This window comes from Streptomyces sp. NPDC102490 (genome assembly GCF_044765285.1).
Lineage (GTDB): Bacteria > Actinomycetota > Actinomycetes > Streptomycetales > Streptomycetaceae > Streptomyces.
Map to the genome: position 1 here is coordinate 553,731 of NZ_JBIWJU010000001.1, position 21,203 is coordinate 574,933.

Annotated in this window: 17 protein-coding genes; 8 read left to right on the plus strand and 9 right to left on the minus strand. The window is 73.0% G+C overall.

Annotated features, from left to right (window positions below):
• Positions 1 to 79 precede the first annotated feature (79 nt).
• The 6 genes from ACIRGB_RS02540 to ACIRGB_RS02565 form a co-directional block, all read right to left on the minus strand.
• Positions 80 to 1,123 (minus strand): BMP family protein, encoded by a 1,044-nt coding sequence (locus ACIRGB_RS02540; RefSeq protein ID WP_403857899.1) that lies wholly within the window; start codon positions 1,121 to 1,123, stop codon positions 80 to 82.
• A gap of 170 nt (positions 1,124 to 1,293) precedes the next feature.
• On the minus strand, positions 1,294 to 2,532 hold the full coding sequence (locus ACIRGB_RS02545) for a M20 family metallopeptidase (protein ID WP_403857901.1): 1,239 nt from the start codon (positions 2,530 to 2,532) through the stop codon (positions 1,294 to 1,296).
• Positions 2,533 to 2,771: 239 nt separating this feature from the next.
• The gene (locus ACIRGB_RS02550; protein ID WP_403857903.1) at positions 2,772 to 3,839 is read right to left on the minus strand and encodes a hypothetical protein; all 1,068 of its coding nucleotides are present in this window, start codon (positions 3,837 to 3,839) and stop codon (positions 2,772 to 2,774) included.
• Between the two features lie 43 nt (positions 3,840 to 3,882).
• On the minus strand, positions 3,883 to 4,821 hold the full coding sequence (locus tag ACIRGB_RS02555; RefSeq protein ID WP_403857905.1) for an N-acetylneuraminate synthase family protein: 939 nt from the start codon (positions 4,819 to 4,821) through the stop codon (positions 3,883 to 3,885).
• A 13-nt stretch (positions 4,822 to 4,834) separates the two neighbouring features.
• Entirely contained in the window at positions 4,835 to 6,133 is a 1,299-nt protein-coding gene (locus ACIRGB_RS02560) for a cytidylyltransferase domain-containing protein (protein WP_403857907.1), read from the minus strand.
• Between the two features lie 32 nt (positions 6,134 to 6,165).
• Entirely contained in the window at positions 6,166 to 7,503 is a 1,338-nt protein-coding gene (locus tag ACIRGB_RS02565; RefSeq protein WP_403857909.1) for a DUF6716 putative glycosyltransferase, read from the minus strand.
• A 198-nt stretch (positions 7,504 to 7,701) separates the two neighbouring features.
• Here ACIRGB_RS02565 and ACIRGB_RS02570 point away from each other — a divergent pair, with 198 nt between their 5' ends.
• The 4 genes from ACIRGB_RS02570 (at position 7,702) to ACIRGB_RS02585 (ending at position 12,537) form a co-directional block, all read left to right on the plus strand.
• On the plus strand, positions 7,702 to 8,691 hold the full coding sequence (locus tag ACIRGB_RS02570; protein ID WP_403857911.1) for a glycosyltransferase family 2 protein: 990 nt from the start codon (positions 7,702 to 7,704) through the stop codon (positions 8,689 to 8,691).
• Positions 8,688 to 10,022: a polysialyltransferase family glycosyltransferase gene (locus tag ACIRGB_RS02575; protein ID WP_403857913.1), complete on the plus strand. Its 1,335-nt coding sequence runs from the start codon at positions 8,688 to 8,690 to the stop codon at positions 10,020 to 10,022. Before ACIRGB_RS02570 ends, ACIRGB_RS02575 begins: the two co-directional genes overlap by 4 nt.
• 190 nt (positions 10,023 to 10,212) lie before the next feature.
• Positions 10,213 to 11,178, plus strand: a complete 966-nt coding sequence (locus tag ACIRGB_RS02580) for a glycosyltransferase family 2 protein (RefSeq protein ID WP_403857915.1) — start codon at positions 10,213 to 10,215, stop codon at positions 11,176 to 11,178.
• 3 nt (positions 11,179 to 11,181) lie between these two features.
• Positions 11,182 to 12,537 (plus strand): polysialyltransferase family glycosyltransferase, encoded by a 1,356-nt coding sequence (locus ACIRGB_RS02585; RefSeq protein ID WP_403857916.1) that lies wholly within the window; start codon positions 11,182 to 11,184, stop codon positions 12,535 to 12,537.
• A gap of 64 nt (positions 12,538 to 12,601) precedes the next feature.
• On the opposite strand, the gene ACIRGB_RS02590 is transcribed toward ACIRGB_RS02585, so the two are convergent.
• Positions 12,602 to 13,711, minus strand: a complete 1,110-nt coding sequence (locus ACIRGB_RS02590) for an acyltransferase (protein WP_403858191.1) — start codon at positions 13,709 to 13,711, stop codon at positions 12,602 to 12,604.
• A 375-nt stretch (positions 13,712 to 14,086) separates the two neighbouring features.
• Here ACIRGB_RS02590 and ACIRGB_RS02595 point away from each other — a divergent pair, with 375 nt between their 5' ends.
• Positions 14,087 to 14,995, plus strand: coding sequence for a class I SAM-dependent methyltransferase (locus ACIRGB_RS02595; RefSeq protein ID WP_403857918.1), 909 nt, complete (start codon positions 14,087 to 14,089; stop codon positions 14,993 to 14,995).
• A 148-nt stretch (positions 14,996 to 15,143) separates the two neighbouring features.
• Entirely contained in the window at positions 15,144 to 16,154 is a 1,011-nt protein-coding gene (locus ACIRGB_RS02600) for a class I SAM-dependent methyltransferase (RefSeq protein ID WP_403857920.1), read from the plus strand.
• Here the strand turns inward: ACIRGB_RS02600 and ACIRGB_RS02605 are convergent.
• Positions 16,139 to 16,789: a TetR/AcrR family transcriptional regulator gene (locus ACIRGB_RS02605; protein ID WP_403857922.1), complete on the minus strand. Its 651-nt coding sequence runs from the start codon at positions 16,787 to 16,789 to the stop codon at positions 16,139 to 16,141. The two genes, ACIRGB_RS02600 and ACIRGB_RS02605, sit on opposite strands and share 16 nt — an antisense overlap.
• 81 nt (positions 16,790 to 16,870) lie before the next feature.
• Here ACIRGB_RS02605 and ACIRGB_RS02610 point away from each other — a divergent pair, with 81 nt between their 5' ends.
• On the plus strand, positions 16,871 to 18,313 hold the full coding sequence (locus ACIRGB_RS02610; RefSeq protein WP_403858193.1) for an FAD-dependent oxidoreductase: 1,443 nt from the start codon (positions 16,871 to 16,873) through the stop codon (positions 18,311 to 18,313).
• Between the two features lie 19 nt (positions 18,314 to 18,332).
• Here ACIRGB_RS02610 and ACIRGB_RS02615 read toward each other — a convergent pair whose 3' ends face one another.
• Entirely contained in the window at positions 18,333 to 19,913 is a 1,581-nt protein-coding gene (locus ACIRGB_RS02615) for a methylmalonyl-CoA mutase (RefSeq protein ID WP_403857924.1), read from the minus strand.
• A gap of 255 nt (positions 19,914 to 20,168) precedes the next feature.
• Between ACIRGB_RS02615 and ACIRGB_RS02620 the strand changes: the two genes are divergently transcribed.
• On the plus strand, positions 20,169 to 21,014 hold the full coding sequence (locus tag ACIRGB_RS02620) for a L,D-transpeptidase family protein (RefSeq protein ID WP_403857926.1): 846 nt from the start codon (positions 20,169 to 20,171) through the stop codon (positions 21,012 to 21,014).
• The last annotated feature ends 189 nt before the right edge of the window (positions 21,015 to 21,203 follow it).

The following is a 21,203-nucleotide window of genomic DNA, read 5'->3' on the forward strand; positions in this document are numbered from 1 at the left end:
GCGCGCGGAAGCGGACGGGCCCCGGGGGCGCCCGTCCGCTTCGTCGGGTGGCGTGCCGTGCGGGTCACGGCGGCCGCGGCTACTCCGTCGCGACCTTGATGGAGCCGTCCACGATGCCCGCCTTGGCCTTCTCCACGGCCTCCTTGGCGCCGGGGACCTCGGCGAACTTCGGGTTGCTGTCGGACAGGCCCACGCCGTCGGACTTCAGGTCGAAGGTGTGGGTGCCGGTCAGCGGCTTGTCGTCCTCGACGGACTTGGCCAGGGCGAAGACCGCGCCGTTGATGTCCTTGAGGGCGGAGGTCAGGATGGAGTCCTTGTAGGCCGCGAGGGCTTCCTGCTTGTACTGGTCGGAGTCGACGCCGATCGCCCAGATCTTCGCCTTCGCGGCGGCCTCGATCACGCCCTGACCGGAGAGACCGGCCGCCGCGTACACCACGTCGGCCTTCTTCTCGATCTGGCCCTCGGCGGCGGCCTTGCCCTTGTCGGGGCTGGAGAAGCCGCCCTCCTCCGCGGTCTGCGTCAGGTACTGCGAGAGCACCTTGACCTTCGGGTCGGTGTCCTTGACGCCCTGCGCGAACCCGGCCTCGAACTTGTGGATCAGCGGGACGTCCACACCGCCGACGAAGCCGACGGTCTTGGCCTTGGTGGCCTTGGCCGCGGCGACGCCGGCCAGGTAGGAGGCCTCGTTCTCGGCGAAGACGAGGGAGGCGACGTTCTTGCCCTCGACCACGGAGTCGACGATGCCGAAGGTGGTGTCCGGGTACTTGGCGGCGACGGCCTTCATCGCCGGGCCGTAGGCGAAGCCGACGCCGATCACCGGGTTGTAGCCCTGCTTGGCCAGGGAGGTCAGGCGCTGTTCCTTGTCGGCGTCCGTCTCGCCGTCGGTGGGCTCGATGTCGGCGGTCTTGTAGCCGTACTCCTTCTGGGCCCGCTGCAAGCCGGCGTACGCGGCGTCGTTGAAGGACTGGTCGCCCTTGCCGCCGACGTCGTAGGCGATGGCGAGGCCCTTGTCGTCACCGCCGTCGTCACCGCTCTCGCCGCTGGTGCCGCCGCAGGCCGTGGCGGCGAGTGCGAGCGACGCGACCCCCACCGCGACACCGGTAAGTCTCGATATCCGACGCATCTGAAGTTCCCCATTCTCCAAAGCCCCGCAGCGGGTGCTCGGTTCGGCGCACAGTAACGCGCGTAGAACCTCCTGGGAACGGGATTGCGCGGCGCCGTTATCCATTCGTGCCGCTGGCCGGTTACCGCCCTGTTAACGACCGGATCGAAGCGGGACTTTCTCCGCCACGCCTACTGCACGGCGTCGATCAGCGCCGCCGCGGTGAACATCTCCACGCCGACCGTGATGGCGTGCTCGTCCACGTCGAAGTCGCCCTGGTGGAGGTCGCGGACGGTGCGCTCGCCGGGCGGGCGGACGCCGAGGCGGGCCATGGCGCCGGGCACGTGCTCCAGGTACCAGGAGAAGTCCTCGCCGCCCAGGCTCTGCTCGGTGCCCTCCACGGCGTCGGTGCCGCGCCGGGCGACCATGGCGGCCTGGAGCAGCTCGGTGCTGGTGACCTCGTTGACGACCGGGGGCACGCCGCGGACGTAGGTGATCTCGGACTTGGCCCGGTACAGGCCGGCGATCTCGTCGATGGCGCCCATCACCAGGTCGGGCGCCTGCCGCCAGGCGTCGAGGTCGAGGCAGCGCACGGTCCCGGCGAGTTCGGCGTGCTGCGGGATGACGTTCGGGGCGTGGCCGGATTCGATCCGCCCCCAGGTCAGCGCGAGTCCGCTGCGGCTGTCCACGCGCCGGGCGACGAGCGAGGGCACGTCGGTGACCACGCGGGCGGCGGCGGTGACCAGGTCGGTGGTGAGGTGCGGGCGGGCGGTGTGGCCGCCGGGGCCGTTCAGGGCGATCTCCAGCCGGTCGCAGGCGGAGGTGATGGGCCCGACCCGGAGGCCGATCTTCCCGGCGTCCACCCGGGGGTCGCAGTGCACGGCCAGGATGCGGCGCACCCCGTCGAGCGCGCCGCCCTCGATGGCGTCGGCGGCGCCGCCGGGCAGCACCTCCTCGGCCGGCTGGAAGACCAGCCGCACCGGCCGGGGCAGCAGGCCCCGCTCGTGCAGGGCGGCCAGCACCAGCCCGGTGCCGAGGACGACGGTGGTGTGCACGTCGTGCCCGCAGGCGTGGGCGCGGTCCGGCACCTGGGAGCGGTAGGCGCACTCGGTCTTGGTGTCGGGGATGGGCAGGGCGTCGATGTCGGCCCGCAGGGCGAGCATGCGGGGCCCGCCGGACCACTGTCCCGAGTCGGTGCCGGTGCCGATGTCGCAGACGAGCCCGGTGCCGATGGGCAGCACGCGGGGCTTGAGACCGGCCCGCTCCAGCCGTTCCTTGATCGCGGCGGTGGTGCGGAACTCCTGGTTGCCCAGTTCGGGGTGCATGTGCAGGTCTCGGCGGAAGGCCACGAGCTCCGCGCGCAGCGCGTCCGGCAAGGTGCCGGGCAGCGCGGCTTCACCAGGAGTGTCGGCCTCGGACTCTGGGGACATCAACACGTTCACCCTTTGCAGCGTAGGGCTCCCGGGCGTTCGATGGACCCACGATCAACAAAATTCAGCCCGTTAGGGGAAGAAAACTCGGCCGCCCTACGCATAGCCTTCGTCTCGCTTGGGTAAACTCGGCCGCCTTTCCGACCGAGCCGATCATGAGATCACCGGGAGCGTTCCGCCCGCTCCACGGCACCCGTCCTCTTCCCCACGGTTACCACGCGTGGCCCGCTCCACGCGCCCTACCCCGCGCTCGCCACCGCCGACAGCCGGTGCACGTCCCGGGCCGAGCCGGTGACGCCGCTCAGGAACCCGCGGGCCCGCGGTGAGGCCGACTCGGTGAGCCAGGCGGGGTCGATGTCGCAGACGGCGACCCGGACCTCGGTGCCGGCCAGGGCCAGCGGGAGGGTGTGGACGACGGTGGAGGGGAAGCTGAGGACGGTGCGGCCGATCGGGCCGCGGCGGGCGATCAGCTCCAGGGGCAGGTCGGGGCGGACGATCTGCAGGCCCGTCTCCACGGCCAGCCGGTGCAGCTTCTCGGCGCTCTCGCGGCGGTGGGCGAAGTAGCGGGCGGCCCCGTGGGTCCGCGCCAGGGCGCGGACGGCGGCCACGTAGCGGTCGGCGTCGACGACGCCGGTCTCCACCAGGGAGGTGCCGACCATGTCGGCGCCCTTGGTGATGCGGGGCGGGCCGAAGCGGGAGCGGGTCCAGGAGAAGTCGTTCGCGGCGACGGTGACGCCTTCGGGGACGTCGTCGATGGGCATGGAGGAGAAGACCGAGACCTGCCGGTCGGGGGTCGGGGTGAGGCGGTGGCGGGCCGATCGGGAGACCGGGGCGAAGAGCAGGTCGCGCGGGCCGGGGCGGCTGCCCTTGCGGTGCCAGCGCACCAGGCGTTCGCCGTGGGCCAGCTGGGTGACGAACTCCATCGTGGCGGTGCCGTCGTCGACGACGACGAGGTCGTGGGCGCGGGTGATGGTGAGCAGGAGCTGCACGTAGCGGGAGAACGGGTCGCCCATGACGACCCGGTCCGCCTGGCGCAGCGCGGTGGTCAGGCCGCCGACCGTGCGGAAGGGGGCGGTGGCACCGCCGCGCGCCTCCTCCCAGCGGATCTCGTGGCCCTCCTTGCGGGCCAGTTCCGCCATGCGGCGCAGCTGGCCGCGGGTCATCGGGTCGACGGGCGAGAGGACCACGAGGGTGAGCTCCGCGCCGGGGGCGCGGCTGTGCGCCCACTCCAGCACGTTCAGCAGTTGTACCGGGCTCTCGACGAAGGCGAGAGTGCGGGGGCCGGCGTTCCCGGCGCGGGGGCTCATCGGTGGGGGACCGTCCCGTGGTGAGTGGCTCGGTGGCCGGTGGTCAGACGGTGACGGGCTCGCCCGCGGCGGCGGCGATCTCCGCCTCGGCGACGACGCCGCTGACGCGGCGCAGCTTCTTCATCGGGCCCAGCTCGGAGTCGTAGACCTTCTTGACGCCGTCGCCGAGGGACGCCTCGATGGTGCGGATGTCGCGCACCAGGCGGGTCAGGCCCTGCGGCTCGACGGAGGCGGCCTGGTCGGAGCCCCACATGGCGCGGTCGAGGGTGATGTGGCGCTCGACGAAGGTGGCGCCGAGGGCGACGGCGGCCAGCGTGGTCTGGAGGCCGGTCTCGTGTCCCGAGTAGCCGATCGGGACGTTCGGGAACTCCTGCTGGAGGGTGTTGATGACGCGGAGGTTCAGCTCCTCGGCCTGCGCCGGGTAGGTGGAGGTGGCGTGGCACATGAGGATGTTGTCGCTGCCCAGGACCTCGACCGCGTGGCGGATCTGCTTCGGGGTGGACATGCCGGTGGACAGGATGATCGTGCGGCCGGTGGCGCGCAGGGCGCGCAGCAGCTCGTCGTCGGTGAGGGAGGCGGAGGCGACCTTGTGGGCGGGGACGTCGAACTTCTCCAGGAAGGCGACGGCCTCGGTGTCCCACGGGGAGGCGAACCAGTCGATGTTCTTGGTCTTGCAGTACTCGTCGATCCGGCGGTACTCGTCCTCGCCGAACTCCACGCGGTGGCGGTAGTCGATGTACGTCATGCGGCCCCAGGGGGTGTCCCGCTCGATGTCCCACTGGTCGCGCGGGGTGCAGATCTCCGGGGTGCGCTTCTGGAACTTGACGGCGTCGCAGCCGGCCTCGGCGGCGGCGTCGATCAGCTTGAAGGCGTTCTCCAGCTCACCGTTGTGGTTGATGCCGATCTCGCCGGTGATGTAGACGGGGCGGCCGGGGCCGGCCTCGCGGGTGCCGAAGGTGCGGATGCGGGAGTTGGTGCTCATGGCAGGGGGTTCCTTACGTGGACTGGGTGAGCGTGGGGGTGGTTTCGACAGCGGGGTCGAGGGCGTCCAGGGACGGACCCAGGAGCCAGGTCGCGATCTCCCGTACGGCGCCTTCACCGCCGGGGACGGTGGTGACCGCGCGGGCCGCGCCGCGTACGGCGTCGTGGGCGCTCGCGACCGCCACGGGCCAGCCGACGAGGGCGAAGCACGGGAGGTCGTTGACGTCGTTGCCGACGTAGAGCACGCGGTCGGGCGCGATGCCCTGTTCCTCGCACCATTGCTTGAGGGCGAGGTCCTTGCGGTCGATGCCGTGCAGCACGGGCAGCTTGAGCTTGCGCGCGCGGGCGGCGACGACCGGGTTCACCTCCGTGGACAGGATCAGCATCGTCAGGCCGCTGCGGCGCAGCGCGGCGATGCCGAGTCCGTCGCCGCGGTGCACGGAGACGAACTCCCGTCCGTCGGAGTCGATCAGCACCCGGTCGTCGGTCTGGGTGCCGTCGAAGTCGAGGACCACGGCGTCGATGTCGGCCGCTGCGGGGAGGCGGGTGGGAGAGGCACCAGCCAGGGCGCCGGGCCGGGCGGCGTCGAAGTGCGGCGCGAGGGCGCGGGCGCGGGCCAGGTCGTGCGGGTCGTCGATCTCCAGGACGCGGGCCGGGTCGGTGCGGACCAGTTCGGTGCGGCCGAAGAAGCGGTGCTGGTGCTTGCGGAAGCCGGGGGCGGCCATGGCGTAGGCGGCGCCGGTCTCCAGCAGGTCCTGCGGGCGGTCCTGGCGGCGGGGGCGGTACGCCTTGTCGTGGTTGACGCCGTGGCCGCCGTCGGCCCCGCCCGTCCGGTCGGTGCCGTCCCGCCAGACGAAGCCGTGGAAGGGGGCGACGGTGACGGCGGTGTCCGCGCCGTCCTCGGCGACCGCGCCGGCCACCCCGTCGACGTCCTCGCGGACCAGGAAGGGGCTGGTGCACTGCACGAGCAGGACCACGTCGACGGCGGCGCCGTGCAGGGCCTCGTGGGCGTCCATGGCGTGCAGCACGGCGGCCTCGGAGGTGGCCGTGTCCCCGGCGATGGCGGCGGGCCGCAGCACGACTTCGGCGCCGGCCTCGCGGGCCGCGGCGGCGATGGCCCGGTCGTCGGTGGAGACCACGACGTCCGTCACGAGGCGGGCGGCCAGGCACTCGCGCACCGCGCGGACCACCAGCGGGACGCCGCCGACGGGGGCGAGGTTCTTCGCGGGCACTCCCCTGGAGCCGCCGCGGGCGGGGATCACGGCGAGCACCCGGCGCACGTCGGCGCCCCGGCCCGCTTCCGGTTGGGACATGGGCTGTACTCCTTGGAGACGGTTCGGGCCGGTCACAGCTCCCCCATCCGGCGGATCACCGGGGCGACCCGCTGGACGCCGTGCCGGTAGGCGCCGCGGGCCGCGCGCCGCACGACCTGCCGCACCGGGCCGGGCGCCCGGTCGGCGGCCGGCGCGCCGGGCAGCGGGGTGCCGTCGGGGGCGAGGTGGTGGCGGGCGAGGATGCCGGGGAGGTAGCCGGGCGCGGTGAGGAGGGTGTAGTAGGGGGCGAGCGGCGGCAGTCCGCCGGGCCGGGCCAGCAGGGCGGCGATGCGCTCCCGGGCCTCGTCGAAGGCGGTCTCGTAGCCGCCGTCCGCCGCGACGCCCTGCCGGGCGACCCACTCGGGGTCGGGTTCCGGGCGGTGGCCCGCGTCGAGCTGGTCCCAGGAGGCGAGGCAGCCGGAGCCCGCGAAGTGGTGGTTGCCGAGCGCCTCGCGCACCCCGAGGTCGGTCAGGACGACCGTGGGGATGCGGCGGTGCAGGGATTCCAGGGCGGCCGTGGAGCTGACGGTGACCAGCAGGTCGGTGCGGTCCAGGACCTCGCCCATGTGCCCGTAGACCAGGCGGAAGTTGGGCGGCGGGTCGGCCCGCTGCGCCAGCTTCTGGTAGGGCAGTTCCTCGATGTGCGTGGTGTGTTCGCCGGGCTTGGAGCGCAGCTTGAGCAGCACCTCGCGCTCGGGGTGGCGGCGGGCGTGCCGGATCAGCCGTTCGAGGAGGTACGTACGGTCCCTGCGGCTGTCCGGCACCGAGGGCTGCGCGGCGAAGACCACCGTGTAGGGGCGCTCGTCCCGGTCCGGCTCACCGGCGTAGGCGGCTCCGCCCAGGAAGGGCAGGGCGACCTCGGTCACCGCGGCGGCGTCGGCGCCGACGCCCTCGTACACGGCGCGGAAACGGTCCGCGTCCTGACGGGAGTTGGCGAGCACGAGGTCGGCGCCGTGGCGCAGCAGCAGGCCGTCGGCGAGCTTCTCGTAGACGACGCCGACGTAGCCGGTGACGACCACGGGCCGCTCGGCGCCGTGCTGCCAGACGCGGCCGAGCCCGTGCAGCATCGCCTGGACACCGCCGCCGACCAGGGCGAGGACGAGGACGTCGTAGGAGTCCGCGCCCCGCGCCCCTTCCATGGCGCGCAGGAACTCGACGGCGGTCACCTCGCGGAGCGAGTCCGCGCCGACGCCGACCTCCTGGAGCTGGCGGGCGGTGGGGGTGGCTCGGCCGCGCAGGAGGTAGCCGTCGAGGTGGATCTCCGTGTCCCCGGGGCAGACGCGGGTCGCGGTGAGCGCGCCCCATTTCCACCGGGTGTCGGAGTCCGCCAGGACGGCGACTCTGAGGGCCTTCGTTGCACTTGCTGGCACGTCCTAGACGCTAGGAAGCCATTTCTAGGAACCGCCCAACCGGAATCCAACAAAGGGTGAACAGCACATCGCCGAATGGGGAATCGGCCCGCCCGGAACCGGGAAAAGCGTCCGATTCACCGCTTCGCCACGGCGCGTTCACCGGGAATCAAGAAACCGGTAAAGCCGTATCCCGGGCCGTCGCATAACGTCGCTCACGTGCCCAAGCTCTCCGTCATCGTGCCGTTCTACAACGTGCGGCCGTACGCCCCAGACACCCTGCGGAGTCTGCGCGCCAACGCGCGCGACGACTTCGAGTTCATTCTCGTCGACGACTGCTCCACCGACGGGACCGCGGACCTCCTCGCGCGCGCGGAGCGCGAGCTGCCGGGGGCGGTGCTGGTGATACACGAGCGCAACGGCGGCCTGGCGACGGCCCGCAACACCGGCATCGACCGGGCGCGCGGCGAGTACCTCGCCTTCCTGGACGGCGACGACTGGCTGGCGCCGGGCCACTGCGCCGACCTGGTGGCCGCGATCGAGCGGCTGGACGTCGACTTCGTGCGCACCGACCACGTCCAGTGCACCGGACGCAACCGCACCCTGCACCGGGTCCCGCACGGCCGCCGCAATACGGCCCTGCGCCCGCGGGATGCGATCCTGCCCGCGCACCGCACCACCTCCGTGGACTACGCCTACGCGTGGGCGGGCGTCTACCACCGCCGGCTGGCCGAGCGCGGCCTGCTGCACTTCACCGACGGGCTGCGCACGGCCGAGGACCGGCCGTGGATCTGGAAGCTGCACCGGGAGGCGGAGTCCTTCGCGGTGACCGGGCTGCTCGGCGTGTTCTACCGGCGCGGGGTGGCGTCCTCGCTCACCCAGATCGGTGATGTGCGCCAGCTCGACTTCATCCGCGCGTTCGACGAGGTGCTCGCGGGGGCGGCCGGGGACGTGGACGCCGCGCGGCTGGTGCCGAAGGCGGTCCGCACGTACTGCGCGATCATCTCCCACCACCTCGGCTCCATCGAGCGGTTCGAGCCCGCGGTGGCCCGGATACTGAAGGAGCGGAGCGCGGCGGCGCTGCGGCGGATGCCGCAGGAGGCGCTCGACGAGGTGCTCGACACGATGGACGCCGAGCGCGCCACGCGGTTGCGGCGGCTGCGCCGTCGCGCGGTCTCGGACCGGTCGGCCGAGGGGGCGGCGGCATGACCACACAGATCTTCCTGGCGTCGACCCTGTACGGCACGGCCACGCTCGCCGCGGCCCTGGACTCCGGCTGCTTCGACGCGGCCGACCGGCGGATTCTGCTGGTCACCAACAACGCGGCGACGCCCGAGACGACACCGTCCCTGGACGCCTCGCCGGGGTTCGAGCGGCTGCGGGACCGGTTCGACGACGTGGTGTCGTGGAACGAGGCGATCTACCCCTTCCACCCCGGCGACTGGTCGCCGCGGGCCGGGGACGTGCCGCTGTGGGAGCGGCACCTGCGGCTGGCCTGGGGGCTGGGCGACGACGACGTGGCGCTGGCCGTGGAGTCGGTCCACGTGCCGCCGGCCCTCGGCGTGGCGCAGATCTTCACCGACGCGCCCCTGACCGTCTACGCGGACGGTCTGATGAGCTACGGGCCCACCCGCACCAAGCTGGCCCCGCTGGTCGGCACGCGCGTGGAGCGGCTGCTCCACCTGGACCTGGTGCCGGGGCTCGCGCCGCTGCTGCTGACGGAGTTCGGCGTCGAGCCCGAGGTCGTGCCGTCCCCGGCGGTCACCAAGGTGCTGGCCGAGACCGCGGACGGCGCCGCCGGGCTGCCGGACGTGGAGCGGCCCGCGGTGCTGCTCGGCCAGTACCTGTCGGCGCTGGGCATCCTCTCCGCCGAGGAGGAGGAGGACCTGCACGTACGGATGCTGACCGGCGTCGCCGCGCTCGGGCATACACGCGTGGTGTTCAAGACGCACCCGACGGCCCCGGCCCGCTTCACCCGGGTCCTGGAGGAGGAGGCCGGGAAGCTGGGGGTCGGCCTCACCGTGGTGGAGGCGCCGGTGCTGGCCGAGGCGCTGTTCCAGCGGATGCGTCCGGCGCTGGTCGTCGGCTGCTTCTCCACGGCGCTGCTCACCGCGTCCGCGCTGTACGGCCTGCCGGTCGCCCGGGTCGGCACCGAGACGCTGCTCGACCGGCTGACGCCGTACGAGAACAGCAACCGGGTGCCCGCCACCCTCGTGGACGCGCTGCTGCCGGACCTGTCGGACCCGGCCGCCGTCGCCGGGGGGCGGCGCGAGGTGGACGCCGGGGAACTGGCCGGGCTGGTGCGGGCCGTCGGGTTCGCGATGCAGCCGAGGGTCCTGCCGGAGCTGCGTCCGGCGGCCGAGGCGTATCTGCGCGCGCACCTGGACGCCGGCACCCGGCGGTACTTCAAGAAGCGCAGGCTCACCGCCCTGGGCCTGCCGGGCGGCATCCCGGCCCGGCTGGGGTTCCTGCCGCACAACTCCACGGCCCGCAGGGTGGTACGCCGGGCCCGGTCGATCCGGCGCTCGATCGGGCGGTGACGGCCGGCCGGGACCGCGCCCCGGCGCCGACCGACCCGAGGGTGGGCGAGGACTTCGTCGTGACTGGAACACCAAGAATTCATTTCCGCCGCGAACGGAGTTCGCCTTCTCGCGCCTTTGCCGACACCGCCGAATCCGGGCGCGTGGATAGCCTGTTCCCCTTCCCGACCCACGAGCGTGAGAGGCCCGCGTGCCGAAACTGTCCGTCGTCGTCCCCCTGCACAATGTGGAAGCCTTCGCCGAGAGCACGCTGAGAAGTCTGGCCAACAACGCGGACCCCGACTTCGAGTTCCTGCTCGTCGACGACTGCTCCACGGATGCCACGCCCTGGGCGATCGACCGCTGGGCAGAGGGGCGCAGCGACACCCGGGTGATCCGGCACGAGACGAACCGGGGCATAGCGCAGGCGCGCAACAGCGGGATCGACGCGGCCCGGGGCGACTTCATCACGTTCCTCGACGGCGACGACTGGTACGGGCCCGGCTATCTCACCGAACTGGTGTCCGTCACCGAGGAGTTGGGCTGCGACTTCGTCCGCACCGACCACGTGCAGGCCACCGGCACCGAACGGGTGATCCGGCGGCCCCCGGCCCGGCTGCGCGACACCGTGATGGACCCGCGCGACGGGATCGCGCCGCCCCACATGGAGACGATGGTCGACTACCCCTTCGTCTGGGCGGGCCTCTACCGCCGCCATCTCTTCGACGACGGCGCGATGCGCTTCGCGACCGAACTGCGCACGGCCGAGGACCGGCTGTGGATCTGGCGCCTGCACCTCAAGGCGGCCTCGTACGCGTCCGTGGGCCTGCACGGGGTGTTCTACCGGCGGGGCGTCGCCACCTCGCTCACCCAGATCAAGGACTCCCGCCAGCTGGACTTCATCCCGGCCTACGACATGCTGCTGCGGGACCTGTCGCAGGACCGGGAGGCCGAGCGCTTCCTGCCCAAGGCCGTACGGACGTACTGCGCGATGATCGCCTTCCACCTCGGCAAGGTCGACGAGTACGAGTCCTCGGCCGCCCAGCGGCTGCGGCGGGAGGCGCGGGACGCGCTGCGCCGCATGCCCCAGCACGTGCTGGAGGAGACCCTCCGCACCATCGACAGCACTCGCAGCAGGCTGCTCAGCCGCCTGCGTGACGGGCGGAAGGCTGCCTGACCCATGCCGCACAAGACCCAGATCTTCCAGGTCTCCACCCTGTACGGAGCCGCCACCCTCGCCGCGGCGCTCGACGCCGGGCTGTTCGGCCCGCGCGACGGCGCCCGGCGCGTCCTGCTGGTCTCCAACAACGCGGCGATACCCGAGACCGCGCTGCGCCTGGACGAGATGCACGGGTACGGGCGAATATCCGGGCGGTTCGACACCGTCGTCAGCTGGAACGAGGCGATCCGCCCGCACCACCCCAGCGCCTGGGGCCCGCGGGGCAACGACGTGTCCCTGTGGCAGAAGGCGTTCCGCCTCGCCTGGGGCATCGGCGAACGGGACCTGGTCGAGCTGGCGGTCGAGTCGATCCAGGTCAACCCGGCCCGCGCGCTGGCGGCGATCTTCTCCGAGGCCGCCCTCCACGTGTACGCCGACGGTCTGATGAGCTACGGCCCCACGCGCGAGAAGCTGCCGCTGACCCTCGCGCGGCGCGTCCAGCGGCTGCTCCACCTCGACCTGATACCGGGCCTGCGGCCGATGCTGCTGTCGGAGTACGACGTCGAGCCCGTGACCGTCCCCGACGAGGCGTTCCGCGCGGTGCTCGACGAGGTCGCCCGGGACGCGGCGGACGATCCCGGACTGGCGCCCGTGCTGCGGGAGAAGCCGACGGCCGTCCTGCTCGGCCAGTACCTGGCGGCGATCAACATCCTGACCGCGCAGGAGGAGGAGGACCTCCACGTCCGCATGCTGACCGGCGCCGCGCGGGCGGGGCACCGCTCCGTGGTCTTCAAGCCCCATCCGACGGCCCCGGCCGGCTACACGGCCGCGCTGAGCAAGGCCGCGGCGGACGCCGGCGTGCGGCTGACCGTGCTGGACGCGCCGCTGCTGGCCGAGACGCTGTACCACCACTGCGCGCCGGAACTCGTCGTCGGCTGCTTCTCCACGGCGATGGTGACCGCGTCGGCCTACTACGACGTGCCGGTCGCCCGGGTGGGGACGGCGCTGGTGACGGAGCGGCTCAAGCCCTACCCGAACAGCAACCGCGTGCCGCTCGTCGTCGTCGACCACCTGGTGCCGGACCTGGAGGGCGGCGCGGCCCCGGCGCCGGTCGGGGCCGCCCCCGAGTCGCTGGCGCCGCTGGTGCGGGCGATCGGCTTCTGCATGCAGCCCAAGACCTACGCCGGGCTGCGCGAGCCGACGGAGAGCTGGCTGCGGGCCAACCTGGCGACCGTTCCCGGCCATTACTTCCCCGAGCTGCGGCTGACCGAGCTGGGCCTGCCCGGCAGCCGCCCGCAGCTGCGCGCCAAGCTCCAGGTGCGGCGGGCGCGGCGGGTGGTGCGCAGGGCCGTGCGGCGGGGCGCCGGCAGGAAGTGACCGTGCGGGAAGGCCGGAGCCCCCCGCCGGTCGGCGGGGGGCTCCGGCCTTCGTGGTGCCCGGCTCAGCCGAGCCAGCGGGCCAGCCGCAGCCGCGTCCACAGCAGGGCGGCGGCGAAGGACAGCAGGACCGTGGCCGCGGTGAGCCCCACGAGCCCGCCCACGGCGGCCGGCCAGCCCGCGCCCGCCGAGACCACCCGCGGGGCGAGGGCCTCCAGGAACAGCAGGTGGACCAGGTAGGCGCCGAAGGAGGCGCCGGCGAGCCGGCCGAGCAGGGGCCGGAACCGCTCGGGCACCCTGATCCGGTTGAGGGCCATCAGCAGCGTCCCCGCCAGCAGCGCCACCACGACCGAGGCGTACGGGCTCGGGAAGTGCACCCGGTGTTCGTAGCCGGCGACCGCCGCCCAGGCACCGAGCCCGCCGGCCAGCCACAGCAGGCGCCGCCGCCGGCCGGTGACCGAGGACCCCGGCAGCGACAGCAGCACGGCCCCGGCGACGGCGTACGCGATCTGGTAGACGCCGAACTGCCAGGCGAAGGGCGGAACGCGGACGTCGAAGAGGCGCCCCAGGTCGCCGAGGAGGGTCGGGGCGAGCGCCAGGCCGAGCAGCGCGGCGCCCGCGCCCCAGGGCCGCTTGCCGTTCTTGACCAGGACGGCCACCGACAGCAGCAGGATCACGGGGACGTAGGCGTACAGGTACCAGAGGTGGAAGGCGGGCCGCACGGAGCCGAACACCGCGTCCCACGCGAGGTCGCGGGTGGGGTCGGTGTTCGCGCCCCGGACCCGGTCCCACAGCAGGTAGGCGGCGGTCCACACGGCCAGCGGCACGACGATGCGGGTGAGCCGGGTGCGGACCTGCGCACCGTCGCGGGGCGGCGCGCCGCTGAGGACGACCCAGCCGGCGATCGCGAAGAACAGCGGTACGGCGCACCGGCTCAGCGCGTCCCCCGCGAGCGCGGTCCAGTAGACGGGCCCGCCCCCCGAGGGCGTGCGGTCCACGGCCTTCATGAGTTCGCCCGCGGCGTGGCAGACGATGACGCCTACCGAGGCCAGGACCCGGACGAGGTCGATGTCGTACCGGTGCTCCCCGCGGGGACGCGCCGCCTTCGCCCCGGCGACGACGGAGGCGGGGGCGGGGGCGGGGGCGGAGGGGCGTGCGGACTCGGCGGCGGTCAGGGGCTCGGCGGCGATGGGTGGTCACTCCCGGGGTGGACGCGCGGGCCGGGCACGGAGGCCGGGCCAAAGGATCGGGATGCCCGCGTCGTGCGCCCCCGCGACCGCGGGTGCGCGCCGGGCACGTCGACGCAGGCTATGAGAGCGCCGTGAGCGCCGAAAGCGGCGCGGGATGAACATCGGCCACCTGTGGGTGACCTTCCGGTGAACGCCGGGGTCCTTCCCCGTCCGGCCGTCCGGTGTTCCGCAGAAGTTCCCCTCCTGGCCCGTTCGACAGCTCCTCCTGCGGTGCGGCACCTCCCTAATCTGGCCCCACCCACCCCACTGGCGTTCCACGTACCCGCGTTCACCTCTGTGACGGATCGAGGTCGTTGACCCATGAACAGCCGCACCCTGCTCCGCAGTCCGGCTTCCCGGCGCCTGCTGCGTCCGGTGGCCGATCTCATCGATCAGCGCATCGAGCGACGGATCCGCGCGGCCGACGCCCGGCGGCCGGTTCCGGACACCGACGCGATCGAGAAGCAGCGGCTCACCCTCGACCTGCTCGTCGGCGCGTCCGGGCGGGGCCTGTCCCGGATGGTGGCCAAGGGCTCCCTGGAGCGTCTCCACCGCGAGGTCGCGGCCCTGGCCGGGGACCGCGGCGCGGCGGAGCGCAACGTGGCCACCGCCTACCGCCTCCTGATCGCCCTGGAGTCGCTGGGCGTGGGCCGGGTGGCGGGCGGCACCATGAACATCTGCGGCAAGCTCGGCACCATCCCGCTGCTCGATCCGCCGAACGACGAGATCCTGGAGATAGGCACGCTGTACGGCATGTTCTCCACCGGTCTGATCCGGATGATGGAGCGCGCCGGCCGCAGCCCGAGCCTGACCATCGTGGACCCGTTCGCCGGCGTCCAGCTCCAGCCCGGCACCACGGTGCGCCCCGACCCGACGGGCACCCCGGTGGCGGAGGACGCGGTACGCACCAACCTCGCCCTGGCCGGTCCTGCGGGTGTCGCGGCCCGCGTCCGGCAGGGCTTCTCCGAGGACGCCGACACCCGCGCGGCCGTCTCGGACCGCGCCTACGGCGTCATCGTCGTCGACGGCGACCACTCGGCGAAGGGCGTCCGCCGGGACCTCCAGTGGGCCGAGGAGATCGCCGCGCCCGGAGCGGTCGTCGTCCTGGACGACTTCGGCGACCCCGCGTGGCCCGGCATCAAGGAGGCCCTCGACGAGCACCTGACGGGCGCCACGCGCTTCACCTACCTGGGCAGGGCGGCCCACTCCGCGTTCCTGCGGGCGGCCTGAGCCCCCGGGGGACGAGCGGCACGGCCGAAGGAGCGCCGTGGCTGCGTGCGGTGCCGACCCGGGCACGTTGAGCAATTCGTGCGATTTTCTGACCGTCGGATTGCGCGTGCCGACTCTCTTTCCGGTGTCGAGGATGCATCCTCGCCTCATGGCCACTGCGCAAGTCACGCACGAGTACCCCGGTGAGCTGAACGACGTCCCCGGCTGGTTCTGGCCGCTCGACCAGGTGCTGTTCTCCTGGTTCCTGGAGCGGCAGGAACGGCTGGACACCCGCGGCGACCTGCTGGAACTGGGCGCCTACCTGGGCAAGAGCGCGATCCTGCTCGGGCACCGGCTGCGGGACGGCGAGACGCTCACCGTCTGCGACCTGTTCGGGGCCGAGCCCCCGGACGCGGCCAACCGGGCGGAGGCGGCGAAGTCGTACTCCTCGCTCACCCGCCAGGCCTTCGAGCGCAACTACCTCTCCTTCCACGACACCCTGCCGACGATCATCCAGGCGCCCAGTTCCGCGGTCGTGGACCAGGTCGCGCCGGGCAGCTGCCGCTTCGTCCACATCGACGCCTCGCACCTGTACGAGCACGTCGAGGGCGACATCCGCACGGCCAGGGAGCTGCTGGTGCCCGACGGCATCGTCGTCCTGGACGACTTCCGCAGCGAGCACACCCCGGGCGTCGCCGTCGCGGCCTGGGAGGCGGTGCTCAACCGCGGGCTGCGCCCGGTCTGCCTGAGCAGCCAGAAGCTGTACGGCACCTGGGGCGACCCGGAGCCCGTGCGGGAGGAACTGCTGGCGGCGCTGCGCGGGCGTGACGACATCGCCGTGACCGTGGAGCGGGCCGCCGGGCACCGGCTGGTGCGGACCCGCGCCCGGGGCAAGCGGCTGCGGCCGCCGTCGCTGCCGTCCTCGCGGCACCCGGCGCCCGCTCCGGCGGCCGCACCGGCGCCGGGCACGGGCCGGCCGGGGGCCGCACCGGTGCCGGGGCAGAGCGCGCCGGCCCGTCCGGCGGCCCGTGCGGCGCGTGCCTCGTCCCCGCGGGAGCGCACCCGGCGGCTCGCCCTGGACCTGCTGCCGCCTCTGGTCACGCGTGCGGTGCGCCGGTACCGGGCGGCGCGGCGGGCGCAGGCGGGCAGGGCGGCCGGGGCGGCTCAGTCGAAGCCGTAGGCCGCCGCGACACCCTCGATCACCAGCGCCAGCGACTCCTCGAAGTGCCGGTCGTAGTCCGTGAACATCTCCGCGCCCGCCGCGGCCGTCAAAGGGTAGTCGGCCAGCAGGCGGGCGCGTTCCGCCACGTCGAAGCCCTCCCGGCGCTCGCCGGGCAGGGGCTCGACGCCCTGTTCCTCGGTGACGAAGCCGAGCGTGAACAGGTACGTCGTGGTAGTCGCCCGCACCGCCTGCGCGAGGGTGAACCCGGTGGCGGTGAACAGCCGCAGGGTGCCCTCCATGTACTCGGCGTGCACCGCGCCGGTGAAGCGTGAACCGCTGAACACCTTGGCGCCGTCGCGATAGGCGAGCAGGCAGGCGCGCAGGCCCCGGTTGGCCTTGAGCAGCCGCTCCCGCCAGGTGTCGGCCGGGTCGAGGGGGGTCCCGGCGAGCATCCGCCGGTACATCTCGGTGGCCATCTCGTCCAGCAGGGCCTGCTTGTCCTTGAAGTGCCAGTAGAGGGCGGGCGCCTTGACGTCCAGCGCCCGGGCGATGGTGCGCAGGGACAGGCCGTCGAGGCCGACCTCGTTCAGCAGTGTCAGCGCCGTGTCCGCGACCCGTCGGCGGTCGAGGGGGGCGCGTCGTTCCGTACTCACGCTTGACAGCTTAACGGCGTTAAGTCCATCCTCGAACCCACACCGGACTTAACGTCGTTAAGGAGAGTTGCCGTGAATGTCATGGATACGCACGTCTCGGAGCCGGATGTGCTGGACACGGACGTACTGATCGTCGGCGCGGGGCCCACCGGTCTGACCCTCGGTGTGGACCTGGCCCGGCGCGGGGTGGACGCGCTGGTCCTGGAGGCCGCCGGGGAGCTGTTCCCGGGCTCACGGGGCAAGGGCTTCCAGCCCCGCACCATGGAGGTCTTCGACGACCTCGGCGTCGTGGACGCGCTCCACGCGGTGGGCGGCCCCTACCCGGTCGGCATGATCTGGAAGAACGGCGAGCGGGTCGGCGAGCACCACATGTTCGACCCGGCCGAGCCGAGCGAGGACTCGCCGTACAACAGGGCGTGGATGGTGCCGCAGTGGCGCACGCAGGAGATCCTGGCCGCGCGGCTCGCGGAACTGGGCGGCAAGGTCGCCTTCCGCCACGAAGTCGCCGGTGTCACGCAGGACGAGGACGGCGTCACCGCGCACCTCTCCTCGGGCGGGACGGTGCGCGCCCGCTACCTGGTCGCGGCGGACGGCGGCCGGTCGGCGGTGCGCCGCGCGCTGGGCATCGGCATGACCGGCGAGACCGTGGACCCGAGCCCGACGCTGGTGGCGGACGTCCGGATCAGCGGCCTGGACCGCGACAACTGGCACGTCTTCCCGCCGGGCGACGGCGTCGACCTGCTCGCCGTCTGCCCGCTGGCCGGCACCGAGGACTTCCAGGTGATGGCGCGGTTCCCCCAGGGCGCGGTCGTGGACACCTCCGCGGACGGCGTCCGCAAGGTCGTCGCGGAGCGCTCGCACCTCGCCGCCGAGGACGTGACCGAGGTCCGCTGGGTCTCCGACTTCCGGCCCCGGGCGGCGCTGGCCGACCGGTTCCGCGCGGGCCGGGTCTTCATCGCCGGCGACGCGGCGCACGTGCACTCCCCCGCGGGCGGCCAGGGGCTGAACACCAGCGTCCAGGACGCCTACAACCTGGGCTGGAAGCTGGACGCGGTACTGAAGGGCGACGCCCCGGCCGCGCTCCTGGACAGCTACGAGGAGGAGCGGCGCCCGATCGCCGCGCGGATGCTCGACCTGTCGACCGCTGTCCACCGCGGCGAGGTGCGGCGCGGCGGCGCGACCCGGCAGCTGGGCATCGGGTACCGGGACTCGTCGCTGACGGTGGAGACGCGGGGCGCCGTCGGCGAGGACGCGGTACGGGCCGGGGACCGCGCGCCCGACGGCCGGGTGGACGGCGTCCGGCTCTTCGACGCCTTCCGTGGACCGCACTGGACGCTGCTGGCGCTCGGCGTCGACGCCCCCGGCGGTGGCGTGGGGCCCGCGGTGACGGTGGTGCGCGGGGGCCCGCACGGGGCGTACGGGACGGGGCTGTTCCTCGTACGGCCGGACGGGTACGTCGGGTGGGCCGGGGACACGCCGGAGGGCCTCGCCACCTACCTGGGTCGGTTCGGGCTGGGCGCCTGACCCCCCGGCCCGGCCCCCGTCAGAACGCGTCCGAGGGGACGTACGTGCCCCAGACCTCCCGCAGCGCGTTGCAGACCTCGCCGACCGTCGCGCGGGCGCGCAGGGCGTCCTTCATGGGGTAGAGGACGTTGTCCTCGCCCTCGGCGGCCTTCTTCAGGGCGGCCAGGGCCGAGTCCACCGCCGTCTGGTCGCGTTCCGCGCGGAGCCTGGCCAGGCGCTCGGCCTGCTGGGCCTCGATGGCCGGGTCGACCCGCAGCGGCTCGTAGGGCTCCTCCTCGTCGAGCTGGAAGCGGTTGACGCCGACCACCACCCGCTCGCCGGAGTCGGTCTCCTGGGCGATGCGGTAGGCGGAGCGCTCGATCTCGCTCTTCTGGAAGCCGTGCTCGATCGCGTTGACCGCGCCGCCGAGGTCCTCGACCTTGCCCATCAGCTCCAGGGCGGCCGCCTCGACGTCGTCGGTCATCTTCTCGACGACGTAGGAGCCGGCGAAGGGGTCGACGGTCGCGGTCACGTCCGTCTCGTAGGCGAGGACCTGCTGGGTGCGCAGGGCCAGGCGGGCCGACTTGTCGGTGGGCAGCGCGATGGCCTCGTCGAAGGAGTTGGTGTGCAGGGACTGCGTGCCGCCGAGGACCGCGCCCAGGCCCTGCACGGCGACGCGCACCAGGTTCACCTCGGGCTGCTGGGCGGTCAGCTGCACGCCCGCGGTCTGGGTGTGGAAGCGCAGCATCAGCGACTTGGGGTTCTTCGCGCCGAACTCCTCCTTCATCACCCGCGCCCAGATCCGGCGGGCCGCGCGGAACTTGGCGACCTCCTCCAGGATCGTCGTGCGGGACACGAAGAAGAAGGAGAGGCGGGGCGCGAAGTCGTCCACGTCCATGCCGGCCGCGACCGCGGTGCGCACGTACTCGATGCCGTCGGCGAGGGTGAAGGCGATCTCCTGCGCGGGAGAGGCACCCGCCTCGGCCATGTGGTAGCCCGAGATCGAGATGGTGTTCCACTTCGGGATCTCGGCCCGGCAGTACTTGAAGATGTCCGCGATCAGCCGCAGCGACGGCTTGGGCGGGAAGATGTACGTCCCGCGCGCGATGTACTCCTTCAGCACGTCGTTCTGGATCGTGCCGGTGAGCTGGTCGGCGCTCACGCCCTGTTCCTCGGCGACGAGTTGGTAGAGCAGGAGCAGCAGGGAGGCCGGGGCGTTGATCGTCATCGACGTGGAGACCTTGTCCAGCGGGATGCCGCCGAACAGCACGCGCATGTCGTCGATGGAGTCGATCGCCACGCCGACCTTGCCGACCTCGCCGCTCGCGATCGGCGCGTCGGAGTCGTGGCCCATCTGGGTCGGCAGGTCGAAGGCGACCGACAGGCCCATCGTGCCGTTGGCGATCAGCTGCTTGTAGCGGGCGTTGGACTCCGTCGCCGTGCCGAAACCGGCGTACTGGCGCATCGTCCACGGCCGGCCCGTGTACATCGACGGGTACACGCCCCGGGTGAAGGGGTACTTCCCGGGCTCGCCCAGCTTCTCGGCCGCGTCCCAGTCCGCCAGGGCGTCGGGCCCGTAGACCGGTTCGATGGGCAGCCCGGACTCGGACTCGCGCGTCATGGTGTGATGCCTCCCGCTGAGCACATGTTCGACTTGCTCGAACTACCCGTCATTTACTCGCCGATACCACCGACACTTCGACCACTTCGACGGACTGTATCCGCGCGCGTGCACCCCGTGGAGAGGCGCACGCTGGGACCTTCCTCACAACCGCGATGCGGTCCCGGTCACAACGATGCCGTGCCGTTCGCGGCGCGTCATCCGCGGGAACAACTCAGGGGACGTCGGTGCGGGACCGTGAGACGGGGGGGCGTGATGCGTACGAGGGGCATGGGGAGCACGGGACGGGTGGTCGCCGTCGCGCTGGTGGCCGTACTGGCGGCGGGCGGCTGCACCGTGCAGGGCACGGGAGCGGACGGCAAGGGGCACGCGCCGGTGCACATAGACGTCACCACCCGGGCCCCGGCGAAGAGCACGCCGCCCAAGGACCGCCGGTCACCCGGTGCGCCGCCGGCCGGGCCGAAGGCCGCCAGGGTGCTGTGGCAGCGGGGCGACACCGGCCGGGACGTCCGTGAGCTGCAAGCCAGGCTGCGCCAGGTCGAGTGGCTCGTGGACGGGCCGACCGGGACGTACGACGACCTGACCGAGCGCGCCGTCAGCGGTTTCCAGGGCAAGCGCGGGCTGCCGCGGACCGGCCGGACGGACACCGTCACCTGGCAGCGGCTGCTCGGGATGTCGCACGAGCCGGGCACGTGGGAGCTGTACCTGATGGGCGGCCAGCCCGCCGCCGCGCCCGACCCGCGCTGCACGACCGGCCGGGTGCTGTGCATCAGCAAGTCGAGCCGGACGCTGCGCTGGATGATCGACGGGCGGACCGTGTCGACGATGTCCGTGCGCTTCGGCTCGCAGTACACGCCGACCCGGGAGGGCGTCTTCCAGGTCTACTGGAAGTCCCGCCACCACGTCTCGACCCTGTACGACTCGGCCATGCCGTACGCCATGTTCTTCAGCGGCGGCCAGGCCGTGCACTACTCCTACGACTTCGCGGCCCGCGGTTACGCGGGCGCCTCGCACGGCTGCGTCAACGTGCGGGACGAGGCGGCGATCGCGGAGCTGTACGCGCAGGTGAGGAACGGCGACAAGGTCGTCGTGTACCGGTGAGGCGGCGGGGCGACGACACCGCCGTAGGGCGAAGGGGCGCGGGCGGGACCGGGGGAACGTGTCCCGCCCGCGCCGAGATGCACGAGCCGCAGGTACGGGGGGAACCCCGGCTCGGTGCGGAGCCGATGACCAGTCGGCTCACTCTCTACTGCGCCACGGCGGCCGAAAGTGTCACACCCCCCGGCGAGA